This window comes from Nonomuraea sp. NPDC049400 (assembly GCF_044466425.1).
Lineage (GTDB): Bacteria > Actinomycetota > Actinomycetes > Streptosporangiales > Streptosporangiaceae > Nonomuraea.
The window spans coordinates 106,574-125,247 of record NZ_JBITMP010000009.1; the positions used below are offsets into that span (position 1 = coordinate 106,574).

At 70.3% G+C, this 18,674-nt stretch carries 14 protein-coding genes; 12 read left to right on the forward strand and 2 right to left on the reverse strand.

All coding sequences use genetic code 11. The features are described from left to right. Positions 1-78: 78 nt before the first annotated feature. The 7 genes from ACIBVN_RS15870 to ACIBVN_RS15900 all read left to right on the forward strand — a co-directional run bounded on the left by ACIBVN_RS15870 (position 79) and on the right by ACIBVN_RS15900 (position 8,965). Positions 79-1,800, forward strand: a complete 1,722-nt coding sequence (locus tag ACIBVN_RS15870) for a protein kinase (RefSeq protein WP_397136842.1) — start codon at positions 79-81, stop codon at positions 1,798-1,800. Further along, a complete protein-coding gene (locus tag ACIBVN_RS15875; protein ID WP_397136844.1) occupies positions 1,797-3,413 on the forward strand; it encodes a serine/threonine protein kinase in 1,617 nt (538 codons plus the stop codon). The genes ACIBVN_RS15870 and ACIBVN_RS15875 overlap by 4 nt, the downstream gene beginning before the upstream one ends. A gap of 71 nt (positions 3,414-3,484) precedes the next feature. Beyond that, complete coding sequence (locus tag ACIBVN_RS15880; protein ID WP_397136846.1) at positions 3,485-3,910, forward strand: VOC family protein; 426 nt, start codon at positions 3,485-3,487, stop codon at positions 3,908-3,910. Positions 3,911-3,957: 47 nt separating this feature from the next. Further along, complete coding sequence (locus ACIBVN_RS15885; protein ID WP_397136848.1) at positions 3,958-5,538, forward strand: SMI1/KNR4 family protein; 1,581 nt, start codon at positions 3,958-3,960, stop codon at positions 5,536-5,538. A gap of 78 nt (positions 5,539-5,616) precedes the next feature. Beyond that, the gene (locus ACIBVN_RS15890) at positions 5,617-6,399 is read left to right on the forward strand and encodes a hypothetical protein (protein ID WP_397136850.1); all 783 of its coding nucleotides are present in this window, start codon (positions 5,617-5,619) and stop codon (positions 6,397-6,399) included. Positions 6,400-6,626: 227 nt separating this feature from the next. Further along, positions 6,627-8,009 carry a phenylacetate--CoA ligase family protein gene (locus ACIBVN_RS15895; protein ID WP_397136852.1) on the forward strand — a complete coding sequence of 461 codons (1,383 nt, stop codon included), beginning with the start codon at positions 6,627-6,629 and terminating at the stop codon, positions 8,007-8,009. Further along, the gene (locus ACIBVN_RS15900; RefSeq protein WP_397136854.1) at positions 8,006-8,965 is read left to right on the forward strand and encodes a hypothetical protein; all 960 of its coding nucleotides are present in this window, start codon (positions 8,006-8,008) and stop codon (positions 8,963-8,965) included. The genes ACIBVN_RS15895 and ACIBVN_RS15900 overlap by 4 nt, the downstream gene beginning before the upstream one ends. Here the strand turns inward: ACIBVN_RS15900 and ACIBVN_RS15905 are convergent. After that, entirely contained in the window at positions 8,950-11,907 is a 2,958-nt protein-coding gene (locus ACIBVN_RS15905; RefSeq protein WP_397136856.1) for an AfsR/SARP family transcriptional regulator, read from the reverse strand. The genes ACIBVN_RS15900 and ACIBVN_RS15905 overlap by 16 nt on opposite strands. Before the next feature lie 97 nt (positions 11,908-12,004). Here ACIBVN_RS15905 and ACIBVN_RS15910 point away from each other — a divergent pair, with 97 nt between their 5' ends. Next, a complete protein-coding gene (locus ACIBVN_RS15910) occupies positions 12,005-13,804 on the forward strand; it encodes a glycoside hydrolase family 15 protein (protein ID WP_397136858.1) in 1,800 nt (599 codons plus the stop codon). Here ACIBVN_RS15910 and ACIBVN_RS15915 read toward each other — a convergent pair. Then, positions 13,779-14,201: a YbaB/EbfC family nucleoid-associated protein gene (locus ACIBVN_RS15915; protein ID WP_397136860.1), complete on the reverse strand. Its 423-nt coding sequence runs from the start codon at positions 14,199-14,201 to the stop codon at positions 13,779-13,781. The two genes, ACIBVN_RS15910 and ACIBVN_RS15915, sit on opposite strands and share 26 nt — an antisense overlap. A gap of 151 nt (positions 14,202-14,352) precedes the next feature. On the opposite strand from ACIBVN_RS15915, the gene ACIBVN_RS15920 reads away from it, so the two are divergent. The 4 genes from ACIBVN_RS15920 (at position 14,353) to ACIBVN_RS15935 (ending at position 18,604) form a co-directional block, all read left to right on the forward strand. Then, entirely contained in the window at positions 14,353-16,695 is a 2,343-nt protein-coding gene (locus tag ACIBVN_RS15920; protein ID WP_397136862.1) for a right-handed parallel beta-helix repeat-containing protein, read from the forward strand. Continuing rightward, positions 16,692-17,153, forward strand: coding sequence for a hypothetical protein (locus ACIBVN_RS15925; RefSeq protein ID WP_397136864.1), 462 nt, complete (start codon positions 16,692-16,694; stop codon positions 17,151-17,153). Before ACIBVN_RS15920 ends, ACIBVN_RS15925 begins: the two co-directional genes overlap by 4 nt. Before the next feature lie 145 nt (positions 17,154-17,298). Continuing rightward, the gene (locus ACIBVN_RS15930) at positions 17,299-17,829 is read left to right on the forward strand and encodes a phospholipase (protein WP_397136866.1); all 531 of its coding nucleotides are present in this window, start codon (positions 17,299-17,301) and stop codon (positions 17,827-17,829) included. Positions 17,830-17,902: 73 nt separating this feature from the next. Next, the gene (locus ACIBVN_RS15935; protein WP_397136868.1) at positions 17,903-18,604 is read left to right on the forward strand and encodes a hypothetical protein; all 702 of its coding nucleotides are present in this window, start codon (positions 17,903-17,905) and stop codon (positions 18,602-18,604) included. The last annotated feature ends 70 nt before the right edge of the window (positions 18,605-18,674 follow it).

Genomic DNA, 18,674 nt, shown 5'->3' on the forward strand with positions numbered 1-18,674 from the left:
GTCTCAGGAGTCACTTCTCTCATGGCGCATGTCGAACCGCTCCGGGAGGATGACCCAGCGGCGTTAGGCGCATATCGCTTGCTCGGCCGGCTGGGAGCGGGCGGCCAGGGGACCGTCTACCTCGGGCAGACGCCCGACGGGCAGCGTGTGGCGGTCAAGCTGCTGCGCGAGGGCGCGGGTTTCGACGACAGGCTGGCGAAGGAGATCGCGGCCGCGCGGCGGGTGGAGCCGTTCTGCATCGCGCAGGTGCTGGACGTCTCGCTGGGCGAACGGCCGTACATCGTGACCGAGTACGTCGACGGGCCCTCCCTGCAGCAGGCAGGTCGCCACAGCGGGGCGGACCTGCAGCGGCTGGCGGTCGCGACGGCCACCGCGCTGGCCGCCATCCATCAGGCGGGCATCGTGCATCGGGACTTCAAGCCCGCGAACGTGCTGCTCGGCCCCGGCGGGCCGCGCGTCATCGACTTCGGCATCGCCCGGGCCATGGACGACGCCGTCACGCACACCAGCAGCATCGTCGGCACGCCTGCGTACATGGCTCCCGAGCAGTTGGCAGGGCAGCCGGTGGGGCCGCCCACCGACGTGTTCGCCTGGGCGTCGGTCATGGCGTGGGCGGCCAACGAGACGCCGCCGTTCGGGCAGGACACGTTGCCTGCCATCATCAACCGCATCCTGCACAACGAACCGCAGCTCGGTGACCTGGCGCAACCGTTGCGGTCGATCGTGTACGACTGCCTCGCCAAGGATCCCGGTGCCCGGCCGACCATGCGGGACGTGATCCTGCGGCTGTTGAGCGGGCAGAACTCCGCGGTCCCGAGCCCTCCCCCGTACCACCAGGACTTCCAGGCACAGGCACAGGCGCAAGGACTCTTCGGACCGCGGCCGGGGGCTGGGGCTGGGTACGGAGCTGAGCGAATGTATGGCCACGGATCGGCACCCGGCCACGGACCGATGCCGGGTCAGGGGCTTGGGCCGGTGCCCGGCCACGGATCGGCACCCGGCCACGGACCGATGCCGGGTCAGGCACCGACACCGGGCCACGGGCCGATGCCGGGCCACGGGCCGGTCCCTGGGGCGGGGCGAGGGCCGGGGCGGCGGGCTCGGGCGGCGGGTGGCCGGCAGATCGGCATTCCGGTGGCGGTCGGCGTGTCGAGTGTCGTGGTGGTGTCGCTCGTCGGCGGCGTCGTCTGGCTGGCCCCCTGGTCGAACCCGGCCACCTCGGCGTCCCTCGCCGCCGATTCCACGAGCCCCTCCGCCACCCGGACCACGAAAAACCCGGCCACGACGCCCCCGCCGCGGAAGACCCGCAAGCCCACCCATACGCCCACCGCGCGAAAGACCACTCCGAAGACCACTCCCACGCCCTCGGCCACCCCCACCCCCAAGGTCACCACGGCGCGCCCGAGCAAGACCCCGACCAAGACCCCGACCAAGACCCCCACCGCTACCCGCACCACCAAGAGACCGGCCACGACCGCCAGGGCCAGCATCCTCGCGATCGAGCTGTCCGGCGGTCCCGGCCAGAACCACGCCGAGGGCTGCTACATGCCGCCGGTGCACTTCCAGACGAATGTGGAGTCGACCCGGCGTGAGGTGTGGGTCTCCGCCGCCTGGCTGGTCGACGGCAGGACGATCGCGCGAGACAGGTCGTGGGTGCCGAAGGACCAATACACCGCGTTCATTTCGTCCGGGATGTACATGCTCAAGGCCGGGCGCCACACCGTCACCCTCAAGGTCACCGCGCCGTCCGTGACGCAGAAGAGCGTCTCGTTCAACGTCTGCGACATAGAAAACTCATGACGTTGGAGGCCATCGGCCCGTACCGGGTGGTCAGGCAGCTCGGCGAGGGTGGCCAAGGTGTGGTCTACCTGGCCACCGCCCCCGACGGCACCCGGGTCGCCGTCAAGGTGCTGCGCGAGGGGCTGCCCGGTGACGGCCGGTTCGCCAAGGAGATCGCGGCCGCGCGCCGGGTCGAGCCGTTCTGCATCGCGCAGGTACTGGACGCCTCCCTGGGCGCACGGCCGTACATCGTGACCGAGTACGTCGACGGCCCCTCGCTCCAGAACGCGGGCCTCCACGCCGGGGCCGACCTGCAGCGACTGGCGGTCGCGACGGCCACGGCGCTGGCCGCCGTCCACCGCGCGGGCGTCGTCCACCGGGACTTCAAGCCCGCCAACGTCCTGCTCGGGCGGGACGGGCCGCGCGTCATCGACTTCGGCATCGCCCGGGCGATGGATGCCTCGCTGACCCGTACCAGCAGCATCGTGGGGACGCCCGCGTACATGGCGCCCGAGCAGTTCATGGGGGCCGCCGCCGGCCCGGCGGTGGACGTGTTCGCGTGGGGGGCCGTCATGGTGTACGCGGCCACCGGCGCCCCGCCGTTCGGCAACGACTCCGTGCCCGCGGTGCTCAGGCGGATCCAGTACGAGGAGCCGCGCCTCGACGGGGTGCCCGAGCCGCTGCGCTCGATCGTGTACGCGTGCCTCGCCAAGGACCCCGCAGCTCGCCCGGCCATGCAGGACGTCCTCTTCCGGCTCATCGGCGGCCAGACACCTCCACCCCCAGCCCCGGGCCGCGGACCCGGGCACGTGGCATTCCCGGGCGGTCCTCCGCACGCCTCCTTCCCGGGCGGCCCTTCGCACGCGCCCTTCCCGGGCGGCCCTTCGCACGCGCCCTTCCCCGGGCCGGGCGTCGGTCCCGGGCATCCGCGGCAGCCTCCGGTCCACCACCTCCAGACCGGACCCGTTCGAGCGAATCCCGGCAACAGGCGAACAACGGCCCTGCTGGCCGGCGGAGCCGCGGTCGTCGTGGCCGGTGCCGTGGCGGCGGCCTGGCTCTGGTCACCCATATGGCCCGGCCGGACCACCACCGCCGCCATCGTCACAACCCCGACCCCTACTCCCTCCGCCCCCGCCACTGGGACGACGAAGGCCACCAAAAGCCCGCACCCGACCTCCAAGCCCCGCCCCACCAAGACCACGAAGACCCCGAAGGCCCCCAAGACCAGCGCAACCACCCACCCCACGACGGAGCCCACCGGAAAGCCCACGTCGAGGCCCACCACGAGGCCCACCACCGCCAAACCGACCGCGACCAGCGGCGGCTCGGGGGGCGTGACGTCGGTGGCCTTCACCTACGAGGGCGACAAGGTGGGCGACTGCTGGCGCAACGACATGAACATCTGGGCCAAGGTCGCGGCAACGGGCACCTACAGCTACCGGTGGCTGGTCAACGGCCAGAACCAGGGCAGGCAGCAGGGCACGCCGTCGTCGAAGCCCCTGCTTCCGTCCATCACGTGGAAGGGCGAAGGCACGTACAACATCGTCTTCGAGGTGGTCACCCCCAAGAGTTTCCGGAAGAGCGTCGCGGTGAAGATCTGCAGCAACAGCGAGAGCTGGGGCGAGGGCTGGTAGACCGGTTCCGCGACGACCGTGCCCGGGTAGTTAGTGGTGGTTCAGCCGCATACCTACGGAAAGAGCCTCCAATGACGGACGCCCCGCTCCCCCGGTTCCATCTGGCCATGCCCGTCGACGACCTGGACGCGGCCCGCCGGTTCTACGGCGACCTCGTCGGCTGCGCCCAGGGCCGCAGCTCGGACACCTGGATCGACTGGAACCTGCACGGCCATCAGTTCGTCACCCACCTCGCGCCCGCCCCTTCCAAGCGGGTGCACAACCCGGTGGACGGCCACGACGTTCCCGTCCCCCATTTCGGACTCATCCTGACGATCCCGGAGTTCCACGAACTGGCGGACCGCTTCCGCGAGGCGGGCACGGCATTCGTCATCGAGCCGTACCTGCGCTTCGAGGGGTTGCCGGGCGAGCAGTGGACGATGTTCCTGCTCGACCCGGCGGGCAACGCGCTGGAGTTCAAGGCGTTCGCCGACGACTCGCAGGTGTTCGCGGTGTAGCCGCCGGCGAGCAGGCTTGTCGGAGCGGTGGCGTAAGGTTGCGCCGCATGATCGGCTTACGTCCCCTGAGGCTCGGGCTCGCGGCCGTCCTGCTGCTCGGCGGGCTCTCCGCCGCCGCGCCGGGGAGGGTCGAGTACTTCGCCTGTACGTACTTGGGCGGCTACGAGACGAAGGTGTCCTGTGGCGACCCCGAGTTCGAAGCCGAGCTGAGGGCTCGGGCGCTCACGCCCTCCCAAGCACAGGCCATCGGCTGCCCTCCGGTCGTCTGGGAAGACGCGGCACCGGAGCCTGCGATCAGGTTGCCGTCCATCGAGCCGACCTACCCCGTGCGCACCCCCGACGCGGCCGTCGCCGCCCGCGTCAACCGGGCGTGGGACCGCATCGAACGCTGGCTGGGCGCCCACGCCTCGGCCACCTTGCGCAAGCTCAAGTTCGGCGCCGAGCCGCAGGACCTGGCCCGCTGGGAGAGCACCCACCAGCGCCGGCTGCCCGACGATCTGTACGTCTCCTACCAGCGTCACGACGGGGCCGACGGGAACCTGGGCGCCGGGTTCCAGCTTCCCGGCGCGTACGGGCTCCTGGAGCTGTTCGGCATCGACTACATCAACTGGGGCAACTGTCACGACCTGGTGATCAACGGGGACCTGGACGCGGCCGACCCGGAGGACGGGATCTGGCACGGCAGCCTGCTGGCCATCGGTTCCACCGGCCACGGCAAGGAGCTCTTCGTCAACCCCCGCACCGGCCGAGTGGGCGAGGCCGAGTTCGACGAGCGGCTGCGGTACGACGGCCCGATGGGCTGGCCGTCCCACGTGGCCCTGCTGGAGGCCTTGGCGGGAGCGTTGGAGAGCGGCACCGCACTACGCGACTGGTATCCCACGGTCACCCGGGCCTGCGAGCTGGTCTGGGCCGGGCAACCCGCCACCCTGCCCACGGGATGCGCAGGCGGCCCACGCCCCACGCCGACCCCCACCCCCTCACCGACGCCGCAGCCGCCCACGGCCGAGGAGATCCGGGCCACCGGTTGCCGCCCCGCCCGCCGCACCCCCGTGATCCGCTTCCCGTCCGCCCAGGTCACCGCCGAGGTCAACGCGGTCTGGCGGCGCATCGAACGCTGGCTCGCCCGCCGGGCGCCCGCCACGTACAAATCGCTCCAGCCGGCGGCCACTCCCCAGTCGATCGCCAGGACAGAGGCCGCGATCGGGGCGCGCTTCCCCGACGACCTGCGTGCCTCCCTGCTCCGCCACAACGGCAGCGGCTACGGGGGCTTCGGCCCCGCCCCCTTCTACGACCTGATGTCGGCCAAGGACATCCGCTCGGACTGGAAGATCCTCTGCGACATCGTGCTGGAGGATCCCGAAAGCGGGGGCGGCTGGTGGCACGGCCGTCTCATTCCCTTCGCCGACGCTCATGACGGCGGAAACCTGTTCATCGACCCTGATACCGGCAAGACGGGAGAGTTCTACAACGAGAACGGACTGACCCTGGAGGGGGACGTGGTCTGGCCCTCCTACCTCGCCCTGCTCAAGGCGACGGCGAGATCGCTGGAAACGGGCAAGCCGATCCGCGGCTGGCGTCCTCAGGTCGTCAAGGGTGCGCTGGAGTGGGAGAACTCGCGTAGATCATGACCGGCGGACGCGCGAGGTCAACTCAGCGCATCCGTGGCCCGTCTACTCATGGACCTCATCCGTCGCAAGGGAGCCAACGTGCGTGTTCTGCTGCTCGTCCCAGCCACCGCCCTCTTACTCTCCTCGGCCGCCGCCCGGGCCGACGTCCTGGAGTACGAGTGCACCTTTACCAGCACGGGCCAAACGCAGAACATCAAGGTCAATGTCGAGCTGACCGTGCCCACGGACGCCGAGGTGGGCAAGGAGATGACCATCGGCTGGCGCGGCTCCTACGTCGACGGCTTCGAGCTGCTCGCCCCCACCACGGGCCTGGAGGGCGAGCTCAATCTGTACGCGTATGCGGGCATCAGCGACATCGACCGGCTCACGTCGGCCACCGGAGTGGCCCCGATCGGGACGATCATCCCAGGAGATCCGATCCCGCTCCCCACGACGACGGTCGAGATGAGGACGACGCCGAACAACCCGGGCACCGGCACCGTGCGCGCGGCGTCCATCAACTTCGGCCCCCGGCCCAACGAGCGCGTGATCGATTGCGCGGTCCAGAACGAAAGCGCCCGGCAGAAGTACCCCCTCACCATCCCCGGAACCGGACAGTCGACCAGTCCCAGCCCTGACACCAGCGACGACACCAGCAATGACACCGGCGACGACACCGGCGACGACACCGGCGACGAAGAGAGCACGGGTCCCCAGCCGACGTCCACCACCACCAGGACCCCCGCGGGAGCAGCGGAGACGGGAGGCGGGGGCGAGGCCGGACCTGACGGACGGGTGCTGGTGGGAGCGGGCTTCCTGCTCATCGTCTCCTCCGCCACCGGCCTGTTCCTCCGCCGGCGCAGGCGTGTACCGGCTCTGTAGCCGGTTTGTAGGACCCGGGCTGATCGTTTACCGGCAGAGGGCCACAAAGCCCTCTGTCCCCGAACGAAGAGGGAGAGTCCCATGGTCAAGACCGTTCGCCGGTACGCCAAGTACGCCGTCAGCACCCTGTCGACCGCGGTGTTCGTCCTCAACGGCTGACACCCGGTGTCCCCCAGGCACTCCGGGCCTGGGGGACGCACAGCTCCATCGCGACAGGAGGGCGAGGCGTGTTCGGCACAGCGGTGCGGCAACTGGGATACGCGTGGTCGATGATGTCGGGCCGGCGGTTCCGGATCCGGGACGTGCGGGCCCTGGTGGAGGACACGCGGGCGACCATGGAGGCCTTCGGCTCGCCCGGTGAGGGCTCCGAGGACATGCTGGCGGCCGCCGATCCGGAGATCCAGGAAGACCTCACGAAACGGCGCCTGCGCCGGACGATCAAGCATGCCAAGGCGGAGGTCCCGTACTACCGCCGCCTCGAGGCGGACGACCTGGCCGGCATCCCGCCCACCCCGAAGCAGGCACTGCGCGGCATGTCCGCCGCGTTCGTCTCCGACCTGGCCCGTCCCGCCGTGCTCGCGCACACCACCGGCACGACCGGCAGCCCCACGCTCGTGTGGTTCTCCGCGTACGAGATCGAGCTGATGTCGTACATGGCCGCGCTCGCCGCCATGCTGAACGGCGGTCTGCGCTCCGAGCACGTGTGGGCCAACGCCATCAGCTCCCGCTCCATCGCCCAGATCGTGGCCGAGCGGGCGGTGCCCATGACGGGCGCGGGATTCGTGCACCTCGGCATGATCGACCCGCGCGCCACCCTCGACCGGCTGGCCACTCCGCTGCACGTCCCCGGCAAGCAGCCGCTGATCACGCACCTGAACGTGACCGCCTCCTACCTCGCCGCGCTGGTCCAGGAGGCCGAGCGGGGCGGCTGGAGCCCGCGAGACTTTGGACTGGTCGAGATCACGTCCGGCGGCGAGGTGCTCACCGACGCGCTGCGCCTGCGCGCGGAAGAGGCCCTGGGGGCCAAGGTCTTCGACGGCTACTCCATGACCGAGGTCGCGCCCGTCGCCGGGCGGGTGTGCGCGGACGGTCACCTGCATCTCCCCACTGACCAGGGCCTGGTCGAGGTGCTCGACCCGGTCACCATGGAGCCCGCCGGGCCGGACGCGCCCGGCGTGCTGGTCATCACCCCGTACTCCACCTTCCGTGACACCACGCTGCTGCTCAGGTACGTCACCGGCGACCTGGTCAGGACGCTGCCCGAGCCGCCCACGTGCTCGATGGCGGCGATCCCGGCGACCTCCCGCATCCTGGGACGCGCCGTCGACGCCGAGGTGACCACCCGTGACGTGCTGGACCTGCTGCAGGCGGAGGCCGCGGTGCCGCTGCCGACCAGGTTCGCGGTCGAGGACGGCGTCCTGCACGTGGTGTCGGGCAAGGACGATCCGGTGCTGCTCGGCAGGCTGGAGGAGCGCGCCGGGGCGTTGAAGATCAAGGGCATCAAGCTGGTCGAGACCCCAGACGACCTGCCGCACCCCTGCCACGTCCGGGCGGACCTGATCGAGCAGAGCTTCGAGCACGCCGCTCCCCTCTCGATCGGAGTCAGATGACCGCGCACGTCCTGGCCCTGAACGCGCTCATCGTGCTGACCGTCGCGCTGGCGGCCCTCTTCCTGTCCCGGTACGAGATCCCGCGCCCGCCGGTCGGCAAGTTCGTCGGGGTCGACATCGCGATCATGGTCGTGGCGCTGGTGGCGATGCCGTTCGCGTACCTGCACATCCCCGTCGGCATCGTCGTGACGATCTTCGGCATCGTGGTGTTCACGTTGGCGCAGCTCACGCTGGCGCCGGTGCTCGGCGGGCGGGTGGCGGCGCTGGCGGCGGCGCTGCTGATCGGCGGCGACGTGGCCGCGTACTTCGCCGGATGGGAGCCGGGCGTCCTCCTGCTTAACGACGTGGCGGTGATCGTGCTGGTCACCGGCGTGGTCAACCTGTGGGTCCAGACGGCCATCACCCCGGCCCAGGTGGCGGCCCTGGCCGCCGCCCTGACCTGCTACGACACGCTCGCCACCGGGCTCAGCTCGCTCACCATGGACTTCGTGGCGCGGCTCGACGGGCTGCCGTTCGCGCCCGTGCTGGCCACGTGTTACGGCGCCGACCCCTCGATCGTCGGGCTGGGCGACTGCCTCATGCTCACGCTGTGGCCGCTCGTGGCGTACAGGCGGTACGGCAAGCGCGCCGGCTGGACGGCGGCCGGGATCGACGCCGCGCTGCTGGTCGTGATGGCCACGGCCATCCTGTCCGGGAGCGGCGCGGTGCCGCTGCTGACCACGCTCGGCCCGCTCATCGTCGCGCAGTGGCTCTTCTGGCGCCGCCGGCCCGCGCCGGCGCCGTCGCGCCCGCAGGTGGATCAGGCGCTCGGCGACACGATCCCCGAAGGGGTGTGGGTGGCGCTGGCGGACGGCCGGGTCGTCGGCGAGGGGCCGACACCGGGCCGGGCGAGGCAGGCGGCGCGGCGGTCGGGTGTGGAGGCCGTGCCGGTCATCCGGCATCAACCGGCCAGGTAGCCCTCGACCTGCGCGCTCTCCGGTCCGCTCTCGAACAACTTGATCGACTCGCGCCACGCCGCGGTCGCGCTCTCGTGCTCCCCCAGCTCGGCGTGCGCCCGCCCGAGCTCCCGCAGCACGCGGGCCCGCCACGCGGGCGGCCCGTCGGGCCCGAGTGCGTCATGTGCGGTGCCCAGCAGGGCGAGCGCCTCCTCCGCGCGCCCCTGCCGCAGCCGCACCTCGCCCAGCGCGTACGTGGCCAGCGCCTCCCCCAGCCCGTCCCCGCACTCGCGGAACAGCGACCGCGCCCGGACGAGCGCGTCGACGGCCTCGTCGAACCGGCCGAGCGCGCCCAGCGCCTCGCCGAGCCTGCGCAGCACCTTGCTCGCCGCGACCCGGTCCCCGATGTCCTCGCTGATCAGCAGGCTCTCCTGGTAGCACCGCACCGCCTCGGCCACCTCGCCACGCAGGTAGGAGGCGGTGCCCAGGGCACGCAGCAGGTCGCCGCGCACCCGCCGGTCCTCCCTCGCCTTGGCCAGCCGCTCCTGGCAGAGCCGCACCGCCTCGCCGTACCGGCCGAGCTCCATGTGGATCCAGATCGGCCACGTCCAGGCGTAGTCGAGCCCGCCCGTGTCGCCCAGCTCCTCCAGCATGGCGATGGCCCGGTACGCGTCGTCCAGCCCTTCCTCCCACAACCCGGCCCCGTGGTGACATGCGGCCCGGTTGATCAGCGCGTACGCGGCGCCGTGCGAGTCCCCTACTCTCTGAAAATCCCCATATAACCGGCCGAAGTGCGCCCCCGCCATCCCGTAGGTCCCACGCGACAGCGCCACCCCCGCCAGCAGCAGCTCGGCCCGCAGCGCGGTCCGCCCGCCGGGCGCCGCCGCGATCACCACCTGCTGCACCCGCTCCACGTCGTCGAAGAACCCCTCGAGGCTCAGGTAAGCCGACAAATGGTGCGCCAGCTCGGCCGCCTCCTCCGCCATCCCCAGGCCGACGGCCGCCGACACGCTGTGGACGAGCGTCCTGCGCTCCGCGGCCAGCCACGCCATGCCCAGCCCGCCGCCCACCTCGTCCGGCGACTCCGCCTGCGGATACGGCGGCGCGGTCGGGATGGGCAGGTCGCTGGTCGCAACCCTGAGCCGGCGTAAACACTCACGCACGTGCCTGGTCAGCGCCGCCCGCTGCGCCTCCGGAGCGTCCTCGGCCTGGGCGCGCTCGCCCGCGTAGACCCGCAGCAGATCGTGCAGCCGGTAGCGCGGCTGGCCCGCCCCGTCGACCTCGCCAGCGTCGAGCATCCCCCTGGCGACCAGCGTCTCCAGCGCCTCGTCCGCTTCGATGGGCGGCACGCCGAGCAGCGCCGCCGCCGACCACTCGGCGATGCTGCCCAGATCCGCCAGCCCGAGCAGTCTGAACGCCCGCCGCGCCGGCTCCGGCAGTGCCACGTAGCTCTCCCAGAACGTGCCGCGCACATCCAGCCCGCCCACGAGCAGCTCGTCGAGCCGCCGGTCCTCGAGCCTGGTGGCGAACGCGCGTACCGGCCAGGAGGGGCGGATCGCCAGCCGGGCGCCCGCCACCCTGATCGCCAGCGGCAGCATCCCGCAGGCCCGCAGGATCGCCTCGGCGGCCTCCGGCGCCGCCCCGAGCCGGACGTCGCCCGCCACCCGCTCGAGCAGCAGCCGGGCGTCGTCCTCGCCCGGCAGGTCCAGCGGCAACCGGGTGGCCCCTTCCAGGGCCGGCATCCGGGACCTGGAGGTCACCAGCACGCAGCAGCGCGCCGTGCCCGGTAGCAGGTGGCGCACCTGCGTCTCGTCCTGGGCGTCGTCGAGCACGATGAGCACCGCCAGGTCGGCCAGGCGCTGCCGGAGCAGCCCCGCCCGCTCCTCCAGCGGCTCGGGGATCAACGTGCCGTCCACGCCCAGCGACCTGAGCAGCTCGCCCAGCAGGTCGCCGGGCCTGCGCGGGCCGGCCGCGTCGCGGCCCAGCCGCAGGAAGACCTGGCCGTCGGGGTAGTCCGCGCGTAACAGGTGCGCCGCGTGCACGGCGAGCGTGGTCTTGCCCACGCCCGGCAGTCCCGAGACGACCACGATGGGCGGCGACATCCGGTCCGCCCTGGCCCGCGCCACGGGCAGCAGCACGTCGAGCTCCGCCTGCCTGCCCACGAAGTCGGCGGTGTCGGCGGGGAGCCGGCACAGCGGCGCGCGGGCGGCGGGGGCGCTCTGCCCGGTGACCGGCGCGGGGCCGCCGGCGAGCAGGGCGGCGTGCAGTTCGGCCAGCTCACGGCCCGGCTCGAGGCCCAGCTCCGTGCGCAGCACCGCGCGGACCTGGCGGAAGGCGTCCAGCGCCTCGCTGCGCCGCCCGCTCTTGTGCAGGGCCAGCATGAGCTGCGCCCACAGCCGCTCGCGCAGCGGGTGGGCGGCGACCAGCGTACGCAGCTCGGCCACCAGGTCCTCGCCGCCGAGCTCCAGCCGTACGTCGATCCACTCGGACCTGGCCAGCAGGAGCTGCTCCTCCACCTCGGCGATCCTGGGCGCCATCACGCTGCCCAGGCGGGCGTCCTCCGCGGGGCTGCCCCGCCACAGGGACACCGCCGCCTCGTAGGCCCGCGCCGCGGCCTGGCGCTCGCCGGCCTGCCTCGCGCGCCGCGCCCGCCGTACGGACTCCTCGAACGCGAGCAGGTCGAGCAGGTCGGGCGTCAGCTCGCACGCGTACCCGGAAGGCTCCGTGCGCAAGTGGAGCGCGGTGCCGCGCATGGTGCGGCGCAGCTGGGAGACGTACGTCTGGAGGTTGGCCACCGCCGAGCGCGGCGGGTCGTCCCAGACGGCGGCGACCAGGCGCTCGGTGGAGACGACGACGTTGGGATGGAGAAGCAGCACACTGAGCACGGCCCGTTGCTTGGCGCTCAGCCGGACGGGCCCTTCTGCGCCGCGCACGCGCAGGGAGCCCAGAACCTCGAAATCCACAGTGGCATCTCCCCGAAGCCGTCTGGACCCAGGAGGCAGTACATCCCTTGCCGGACTTTTTGGCAACTGCCGACCTTGTCGCGTCTAGTTTGATGACATGGGATATCTGCCGATCGGCGAGCACGGGCTGATCGGCGACCTGCGGACGGTCGCCCTGGTGGGCACGGACGGCACCATCGACTGGTACTGCTGTCCGCGCTTCGACGCGCCCAGCGTGTTCGCCTCGATCCTGGACGACGAGCGCGGCGGGTCGTTCGAGCTGGCCGCCGACCTGCCCGTGCGCACCAACCAGTTCTACGTCGCCGACACGAATGTGCTGGTCACCCGCTTCTTCACCGACGAGGGCGTGGCCGAGGTCCAGGACTTCATGCCGATCGCCGAGGAGGACTCGCGCGAGGCCGACCGGCACCGGCTGATCAGGCGGGTGCTGTGCGTGCGCGGCGCGCTGCCGTTCCGCGTGCGGGTGGCGCCCCGGTTCGACTACGGCTCCCAGCCGCACACCGTGCACCTGACCGACGGGCAGGCCGCGTTCGAGTCGCCCGAGTTCTCGCTGAGGCTGACCTCCACCGTGCCTCTGGAGAGCGACGGGCGCGATGTCCGTGCGCGGTTCAAGCTCACCGAGGGCCAGCAGGCCGTCTTCGCCCTCGACCGGGTGAGTGAGCGGGTCGGGCCGAAGTCGTGCGCGCTCATCGAGGCGGAGAAGGCGTACAACGACACGGTGCGCTACTGGCGGCACTGGTTGTCCGCCTCCCGCTACCGCGGCCGCTGGCGGGAGATGGTGCACCGCTCCGCGCTGACGCTGAAGCTGCTCACGTACGCGCCGACCGGCGGGATCGTCGCGGCCGCCACCACGAGCCTGCCGGAGCAGATCGGCGGCGGGCGCAACTGGGACTACCGCTACGTGTGGGTGCGCGACGCGGCCTTCTGCGTGTACGCCCTGCTCAGGCTGGGCTTCACCGAGGAGGCCGAGGCGTTCATGAGCTTCCTGTCGAAGCACGTCACGGTCGGCCGCAGCGGGCAGTCGGGCCCGCTGCAGATCATGTACGGCATCGACGGCCGCACCGAGCTCCCCGAGCGCGAGCTCACCCACCTGAGGGGCTACCGCGGATCCGCCCCGGTACGCGTGGGAAACGCCGCCGTCGGCCAGCTCCAGATGGACATCTACGGCGCCCTGATCGACTCCATCTACCTGTACAACAAGTGGGGCCAGCCCATCTCCAGCGACCGCTGGGACGAGCTGTGCGGGCTGGTCGACTGGGTCTGCAAGAACTGGGACCAGCCTGACGAGGGCATCTGGGAGACCCGCGGCGGCCGCAAGAACTTCGTCTACTCCCGGCTCATGTGCTGGGTGGCCGTGGAGCGCGCCATCCGCGTGGCCATCCAGCGCGGGCTCCCGGCGGATGTGCCGACCTGGCGGGAGGCTCGCGACGCCATGTACCGCCAGATCATGCGGCACGGCTGGTCGTCCACCTTGAACGCCTTCGTCCAGCACTTCGACGAGGACGTGCTGGACGCGTCGGTGCTGATGATGCCGCTGGCCAAGTTCGTCTCGCCCACCGACCCCAAGTGGTTGTCCACGCTCGACGCCCTGGCCGAGGGGCTGGTCTCCGACACGCTGGTGTACCGCTACGACCCCATGGTCAGCCCCGACGGACTACAGGGGGAGGAGGGCACGTTCTCGATCTGCACCTTCTGGTACGTCGAGGCACTGACCAGGGCGGGACGTCTGGAGGAGGCCCGCCGGGTCTTCGACAACATCCTCAGCTACGCCAACCACCTGGGCCTTTACGCCGAGGAGATCGGGCGCTCGGGCGAGCAGCTCGGCAACTTCCCTCAGGCGTTCACCCATCTGGCGCTGATCAGCGCCGCCTTCAACCTCGACCATGCCCTGGGCTGAAGCGTTCCATCCCTCTCATGATCGCGGCGTGCGTCTCGAGCACCTGGCGCTCCATCGCCTCGTACGCGGCCTGGTTACCACCGACGTCCACGCCGGAGTCGGCGATCAGCCCGTTGGTCTGCCGCGCGCAGTCGTCCTGCGCGGCGTTGATGGCGCGCAGCAACGCCTCCGCCAGCTCCTCGCTCGCCATCCGCATCGCGCGCGGGTTGAGCTTGATCGAGTCGATCCGGCCCGAGCCGTCGGCGCTCGCGACGACCAGCCCGTCCGCCGACGTGCCCGTGCCGCGGACCGTGTCGAGCCTGTCCTGAAGGCCGGAGAGCTGCCGCAGCGCCTGGTCGGCCTCCCGCGCGACCCGCTCCAGGTCATCGGGACCGATACCGCCGGGATTCAGCGCCATTGCCCCTCATTTCACATTTGTCACTACATTACCGTGAGTATACTGGACACCCTTAACCTTAGTTAAGTCAGTGTTTCTGATCTTGTAAACCACTGGCCACCAGGGGGAGAGATTCTGCCACGGACGGCGGCCGAGGGAGGTTCGCCCGAGCATGCCGAGCAGAGTGTTAGGTGTCCTGCTGGCGGCCACACTGCTCTCCCCGACCGGGGTGCCGTTATCCGGCAAGAGCATCGTCTACGTCTCAGTTGACGGCAGAAGCGGCGCCACCGGCACGAAGCAGGATCCGTTCGCGACCGTCGAGCAGGCCCGGGACGCCCTCGCCGGCCGGACGGGCGCCCGCGATCCGGGCGTCGTCCACATCAGGGGCGGCGTCTACCAGACCGCCAAGACCATCCAGCTCAGCGGCGCGCGTAACTCCCACGTCACCTACGCCGCCTATCCGGGCGAGCAGGTCGAGTTCGCCGGGGTCACCACGCTCAAACCGGAGAAGTTCCGCAGGCTGAGCGACGTGCCCGCGGGCGAGGCCAAGTGGTCGTCGAGATCGCGGGTCCCGGGCTCGGCGTACGACAAGGTCTACGTCTACGACCTGGGCGCCGAGGGCATCCCCACCGGGCAGATCAACAAGAACGGGTTCAACTGGAAGCCGCAGCCGTACGCGCCTGAGTTGATCACTGACGACGTGGCCCAGACGCTGGCGCAGTACCCGAACGGCGGCGAGAAGCTGGACCGCGCCGACCTCACCGTCAAGGTGGCGCCCAAGGGCGCCCGCGACTACTTCTCGGACAAGACCGCCGACGGCACCACCATGCCGTACGAGGACATGCTCAAGCTGCCCGGCCCCGTCTACACCGCCGTCGACCCCGCGCTCAAGGAGCGCAGCACCACATGGGCACCGCCCGGCGGGACCCCGGACAACACGAGGTACGAGACCGACGGCTGGCTCTCCGGCTATTTCGGCAACAACTACGCCAACGACCGCGTACGCATCGACTCCGTCAACGGGGACGAGCTCAGGACCCGCTACCCCACGATGTACGCCGCCACGGACAAGTGGACCTCGTTCGTGGCCCAGAACGTGCTGAGCGAGCTCGACGCGGAGGGCGAGTACTACATCGACCGCTGGAACGGCGGCAACACCCTCTACTACTACCCGCCCGGCGGGACGGTCGAGGGCAAGAAGATCAGCCTCACCTCCTTCGACGCGCCGTTCTTCACGCTGGAGAACGTGAAGGGCGTGACGCTCAAGGGGCTGAAGCTGAACGGCACCACGGGCACCGGCGTCCGCCTGCTCGACGCGGAGTCCTGCACGATCGACGGCCTGGAGATCCTCAACGTCAGCATGGACGCGGTCGCGATCGGCGAGGCCAACGACGCGATCACAGCCATCGCGGAGTACCGCACGAGCCGGGGCGGGCACCGCAACAGGGTGATCAACAGCAGGCTGCACGACCTGGGCGGCGGCGGGGTGCTCACGGCCGGCGGCGACCGCGACTCGCTGCAGCGCGGCGACCATGTGGTGGAGCACAACGAGATCTACGACTTCTCGAAACTGGCCACCTACACCCCCGCCGGCTACATGTACGGCGTCGGCAACACCTTCCGCTACAACCATGTCCACGACGCCCCCCACATGGCCATCCAGATCATGGGCAACGACATGGAGATCAGCCACAACAGGTTCGAGAACCTCGTGACGCACGCCTCCGACCAGGGGGTGATCTACGCGGGCCGCGACTACACGTTCCTGAACAACGTGATCTCCTACAACCTCTTCAAAAACGTGGGCCGCGCCGGCAACCAGGCCGTCTACATGGACGACGGGATGTCGGGGATGGTGGTCCACCACAACTTCGTGGACGGGGCCCAGCACGGGCTGTTCTTCCAGTCGGGCCACAGCAACGTCGCGTCCGACAACGTGTTCAAGGACGTGACGTACGTCGGGCACGACAAGCTCTACCACGAGAGCGGGCTGAAGTTGCCGGTGCCCAATTCGAAGGTCGTGGTCGAGCGTTTCAACGACATGCTCAAAGCAGGCGACGGCACCGGATTCACCAACACGCGCGAGAACGTCGAGAAGTGGTACCGGCATTACGGCAGGCAGTACCCGAACATCCGGTCCTGGTACGTCCCCGCGGACTCGAGCGGGCGGATCTGCACCGCGATCGGCACCACGGAGTGCACCGAATCGTACGTGTGGCGGAACCCCGACTCCCTGTACGTGCCGTCGCACAACGTGCTGACCCGGTCGGTGAGCATCGCCTCGGGCGACTTCGCCTACACCGACGACGCGGGCGGTCTGAGCAACAAGACGTTCAACCCGGACTTCGACTCGTACCACGTCAAGAAGGAGACCGCCGCCGGATTCGCCTTCGATCCGGCCACGGGCAAGTTCGACGCGGACGCCACGCCACTCAATTCCGCCGAAGGATTCGGCCGGAAATGGGTAAAGGACTGGAACGCGCACTTCACTCTGGAGGGCATCGGACCGGCGTGACGAAGAAAACGGGATGGGGTCTCGTGGTGGCCGCCGCGGCATGTGTGCTGGCCACCCCGGTGGTCGTCTGGTGGCTGGTCGGGGATTTGAGCGTGGCGGCTCCACCGGGCACCGAGCTCGACCGGGCGATCCACCCGCCGGCCATCGGCGAGGGCGCCGAGCGCGCCGTCGGCATCGTGGCGGGGCTGGTGACAGCCGGCACGCTGGCCCTGCTCGTAGGGGCCTCCCGGCGCCGCCGGTTCGACCGCCGCTGGTGGGCGGCGCTCCTGCCGGCGCTGGTCGCCGGAGCCATCGCGGGAGCCGGCGGGCGGGTGGTCACGGCGGGGACGCTCGGCGCCAACATCGGCGCCGGGCTGACGATCATCCTGGGCGGCCCGCTCGTGGCCCTGCTCCTGCTGTGGGCGCTCGGCTGGTCGGTCCGTCTCCTGCTGTCCCGGAGATCCCGCTCGCTGACTTAGGCCGCTGACAGAAGAACGGCCCTTTGTAAAGATGGATCTTGCGCGAAGCCTGCCTCCGGAATTGAGCAAGATCTGCTTCTGCGTTTCCGGCCGTTTCGGGTCATCGTGAGGACGTCCCTCCCCCCGGCATCAGGAGCAGGTCCTCATGGCCAGACGATCCCTCACCGCTGTCGTCCTCTCCCTGATCACCGTGCTCGGCTTCGCGTTACCGGCGCACGCGGTGACCCTGCAGCAGAAACTCGCCGCGCTCTCCCAATTCAGCCAGCCCACCTCGGCCAGCGCCACCGCCTGGCGGTCCGCCTGGCAGAACCAGGCGGCATGGGCCGACTACGCCTTCGACTGGTCGACCGACCTGTGCTCGAGCAGCCCCGACCAGCCGCTCGGATTCGATTTCCGGATGTCCTGCAGGCGGCACGACTTCGGCTACCGCAATTACAAGGACGTTAACCAGTTCCCGGCCAACAAGTCACGCATCGATGACGCGTTCTACTTCGACATGAAGCAGGTGTGCGCGAAGTACTCGGGAGTCTCCAAGTCCACCTGCAACGGCCTCGCCTGGACGTACTACCAGGCGGTCAAGGAGTTCGGCGACCTCAACGTCACCGAGGAGCAGATCCAGGAGGTGCAGCGGCAGGCGGAGCTGCAGGCCCAGAACGCCGAGCACGCCGACGCCTGAGACTCATCGGGCGGGGATGCCGTCGCATCCCCGCCCTCGGCACGGGCACAGAGGACGGCATTGACCAGGAGGCATGACTGGCGAAAACATCATGCGTTCAACCAATTCGGATTCTTTGTCTCAAGTGCCCAGCTATGGTGGCCCCGTGGGCGAAGATCTTCAGCGGATCTCGGCGGGGCGATATCGCGTTCTGGGCCCCCTCGGCAAGGGCGGCATGGGTGCCGTGTGGCGGGCACTGGATGTGGAGCTGGGGCGTCCGGTCGCGGTCAAGGAGTTGCGGCTTCCAGAGCACATCTCCGAACAGGATCGGCGCAACCTGTACGCGCGGATGGAGCGCGAGGCCAGGGCCGCCGCCAGGTTGAAGCACCCAGGGATCGTGACGGTGTACAACCGTCTCGTGGGTGACGACGGACGCCCGTGGATCGTCATGGAGCTGATCGAGGGGGGCCGCAAGCACCGTCGCCAGTTCCCCATCACTCCCTGTTCGAACACCGGTTCCCCCGCAGCTCTCGCGCCAGACGGTCAGACCGTGGCCATGATGAGCTTTCAAGAAAGGCAGCTCTGCTTCTACTCCACCAAGACCTACACGCAGATCGGGCTCACCCGAAAAGTACCCGAGGAAGCGAAAATGGGCCCGGTCGCCTTCAGCCGGGATGGCGCCATCCTGGCCAGTGGCGGGAAGACTGTCCGGCTATGGAACACCCGCACCTTCGAGCAGATCGGGCCGGACATGACCCCCGTCGAGACGGAGGTCGTGTCACGCGACGGCGACTGAGTCGCCATCACCCCCGACGGCGACGTCCTCATCAGCCTGACCAGTGCGGGCGTCGAGTTCTGGGACATCA

Excerpts from the sequence above, each read along its gene's own strand:
- ACIBVN_RS15910 (WP_397136858.1), top strand. The coding sequence starts at position 12,005 with ATGGGATATCTGCCGATCGGCGAGCACGGGCTGATCGGCGACCTGCGG.
- ACIBVN_RS15880 (WP_397136846.1), top strand. The coding sequence starts at position 3,485 with ATGACGGACGCCCCGCTCCCCCGGTTCCATCTGGCCATGCCCGTCGAC.
- ACIBVN_RS15920 (WP_397136862.1), top strand. The coding sequence starts at position 14,353 with ATGCCGAGCAGAGTGTTAGGTGTCCTGCTGGCGGCCACACTGCTCTCC.
- ACIBVN_RS15875 (WP_397136844.1), top strand. The coding sequence starts at position 1,797 with ATGACGTTGGAGGCCATCGGCCCGTACCGGGTGGTCAGGCAGCTCGGC.
- ACIBVN_RS15900 (WP_397136854.1), top strand. The coding sequence starts at position 8,006 with ATGACCGCGCACGTCCTGGCCCTGAACGCGCTCATCGTGCTGACCGTC.
- ACIBVN_RS15885 (WP_397136848.1), top strand. The coding sequence starts at position 3,958 with ATGATCGGCTTACGTCCCCTGAGGCTCGGGCTCGCGGCCGTCCTGCTG.
- ACIBVN_RS15930 (WP_397136866.1), top strand. The coding sequence starts at position 17,299 with ATGGCCAGACGATCCCTCACCGCTGTCGTCCTCTCCCTGATCACCGTG.
- ACIBVN_RS15935 (WP_397136868.1), top strand. The coding sequence starts at position 17,903 with ATGACTGGCGAAAACATCATGCGTTCAACCAATTCGGATTCTTTGTCT.
- ACIBVN_RS15915 (WP_397136860.1), bottom strand. The coding sequence starts at position 14,201 with ATGGCGCTGAATCCCGGCGGTATCGGTCCCGATGACCTGGAGCGGGTC.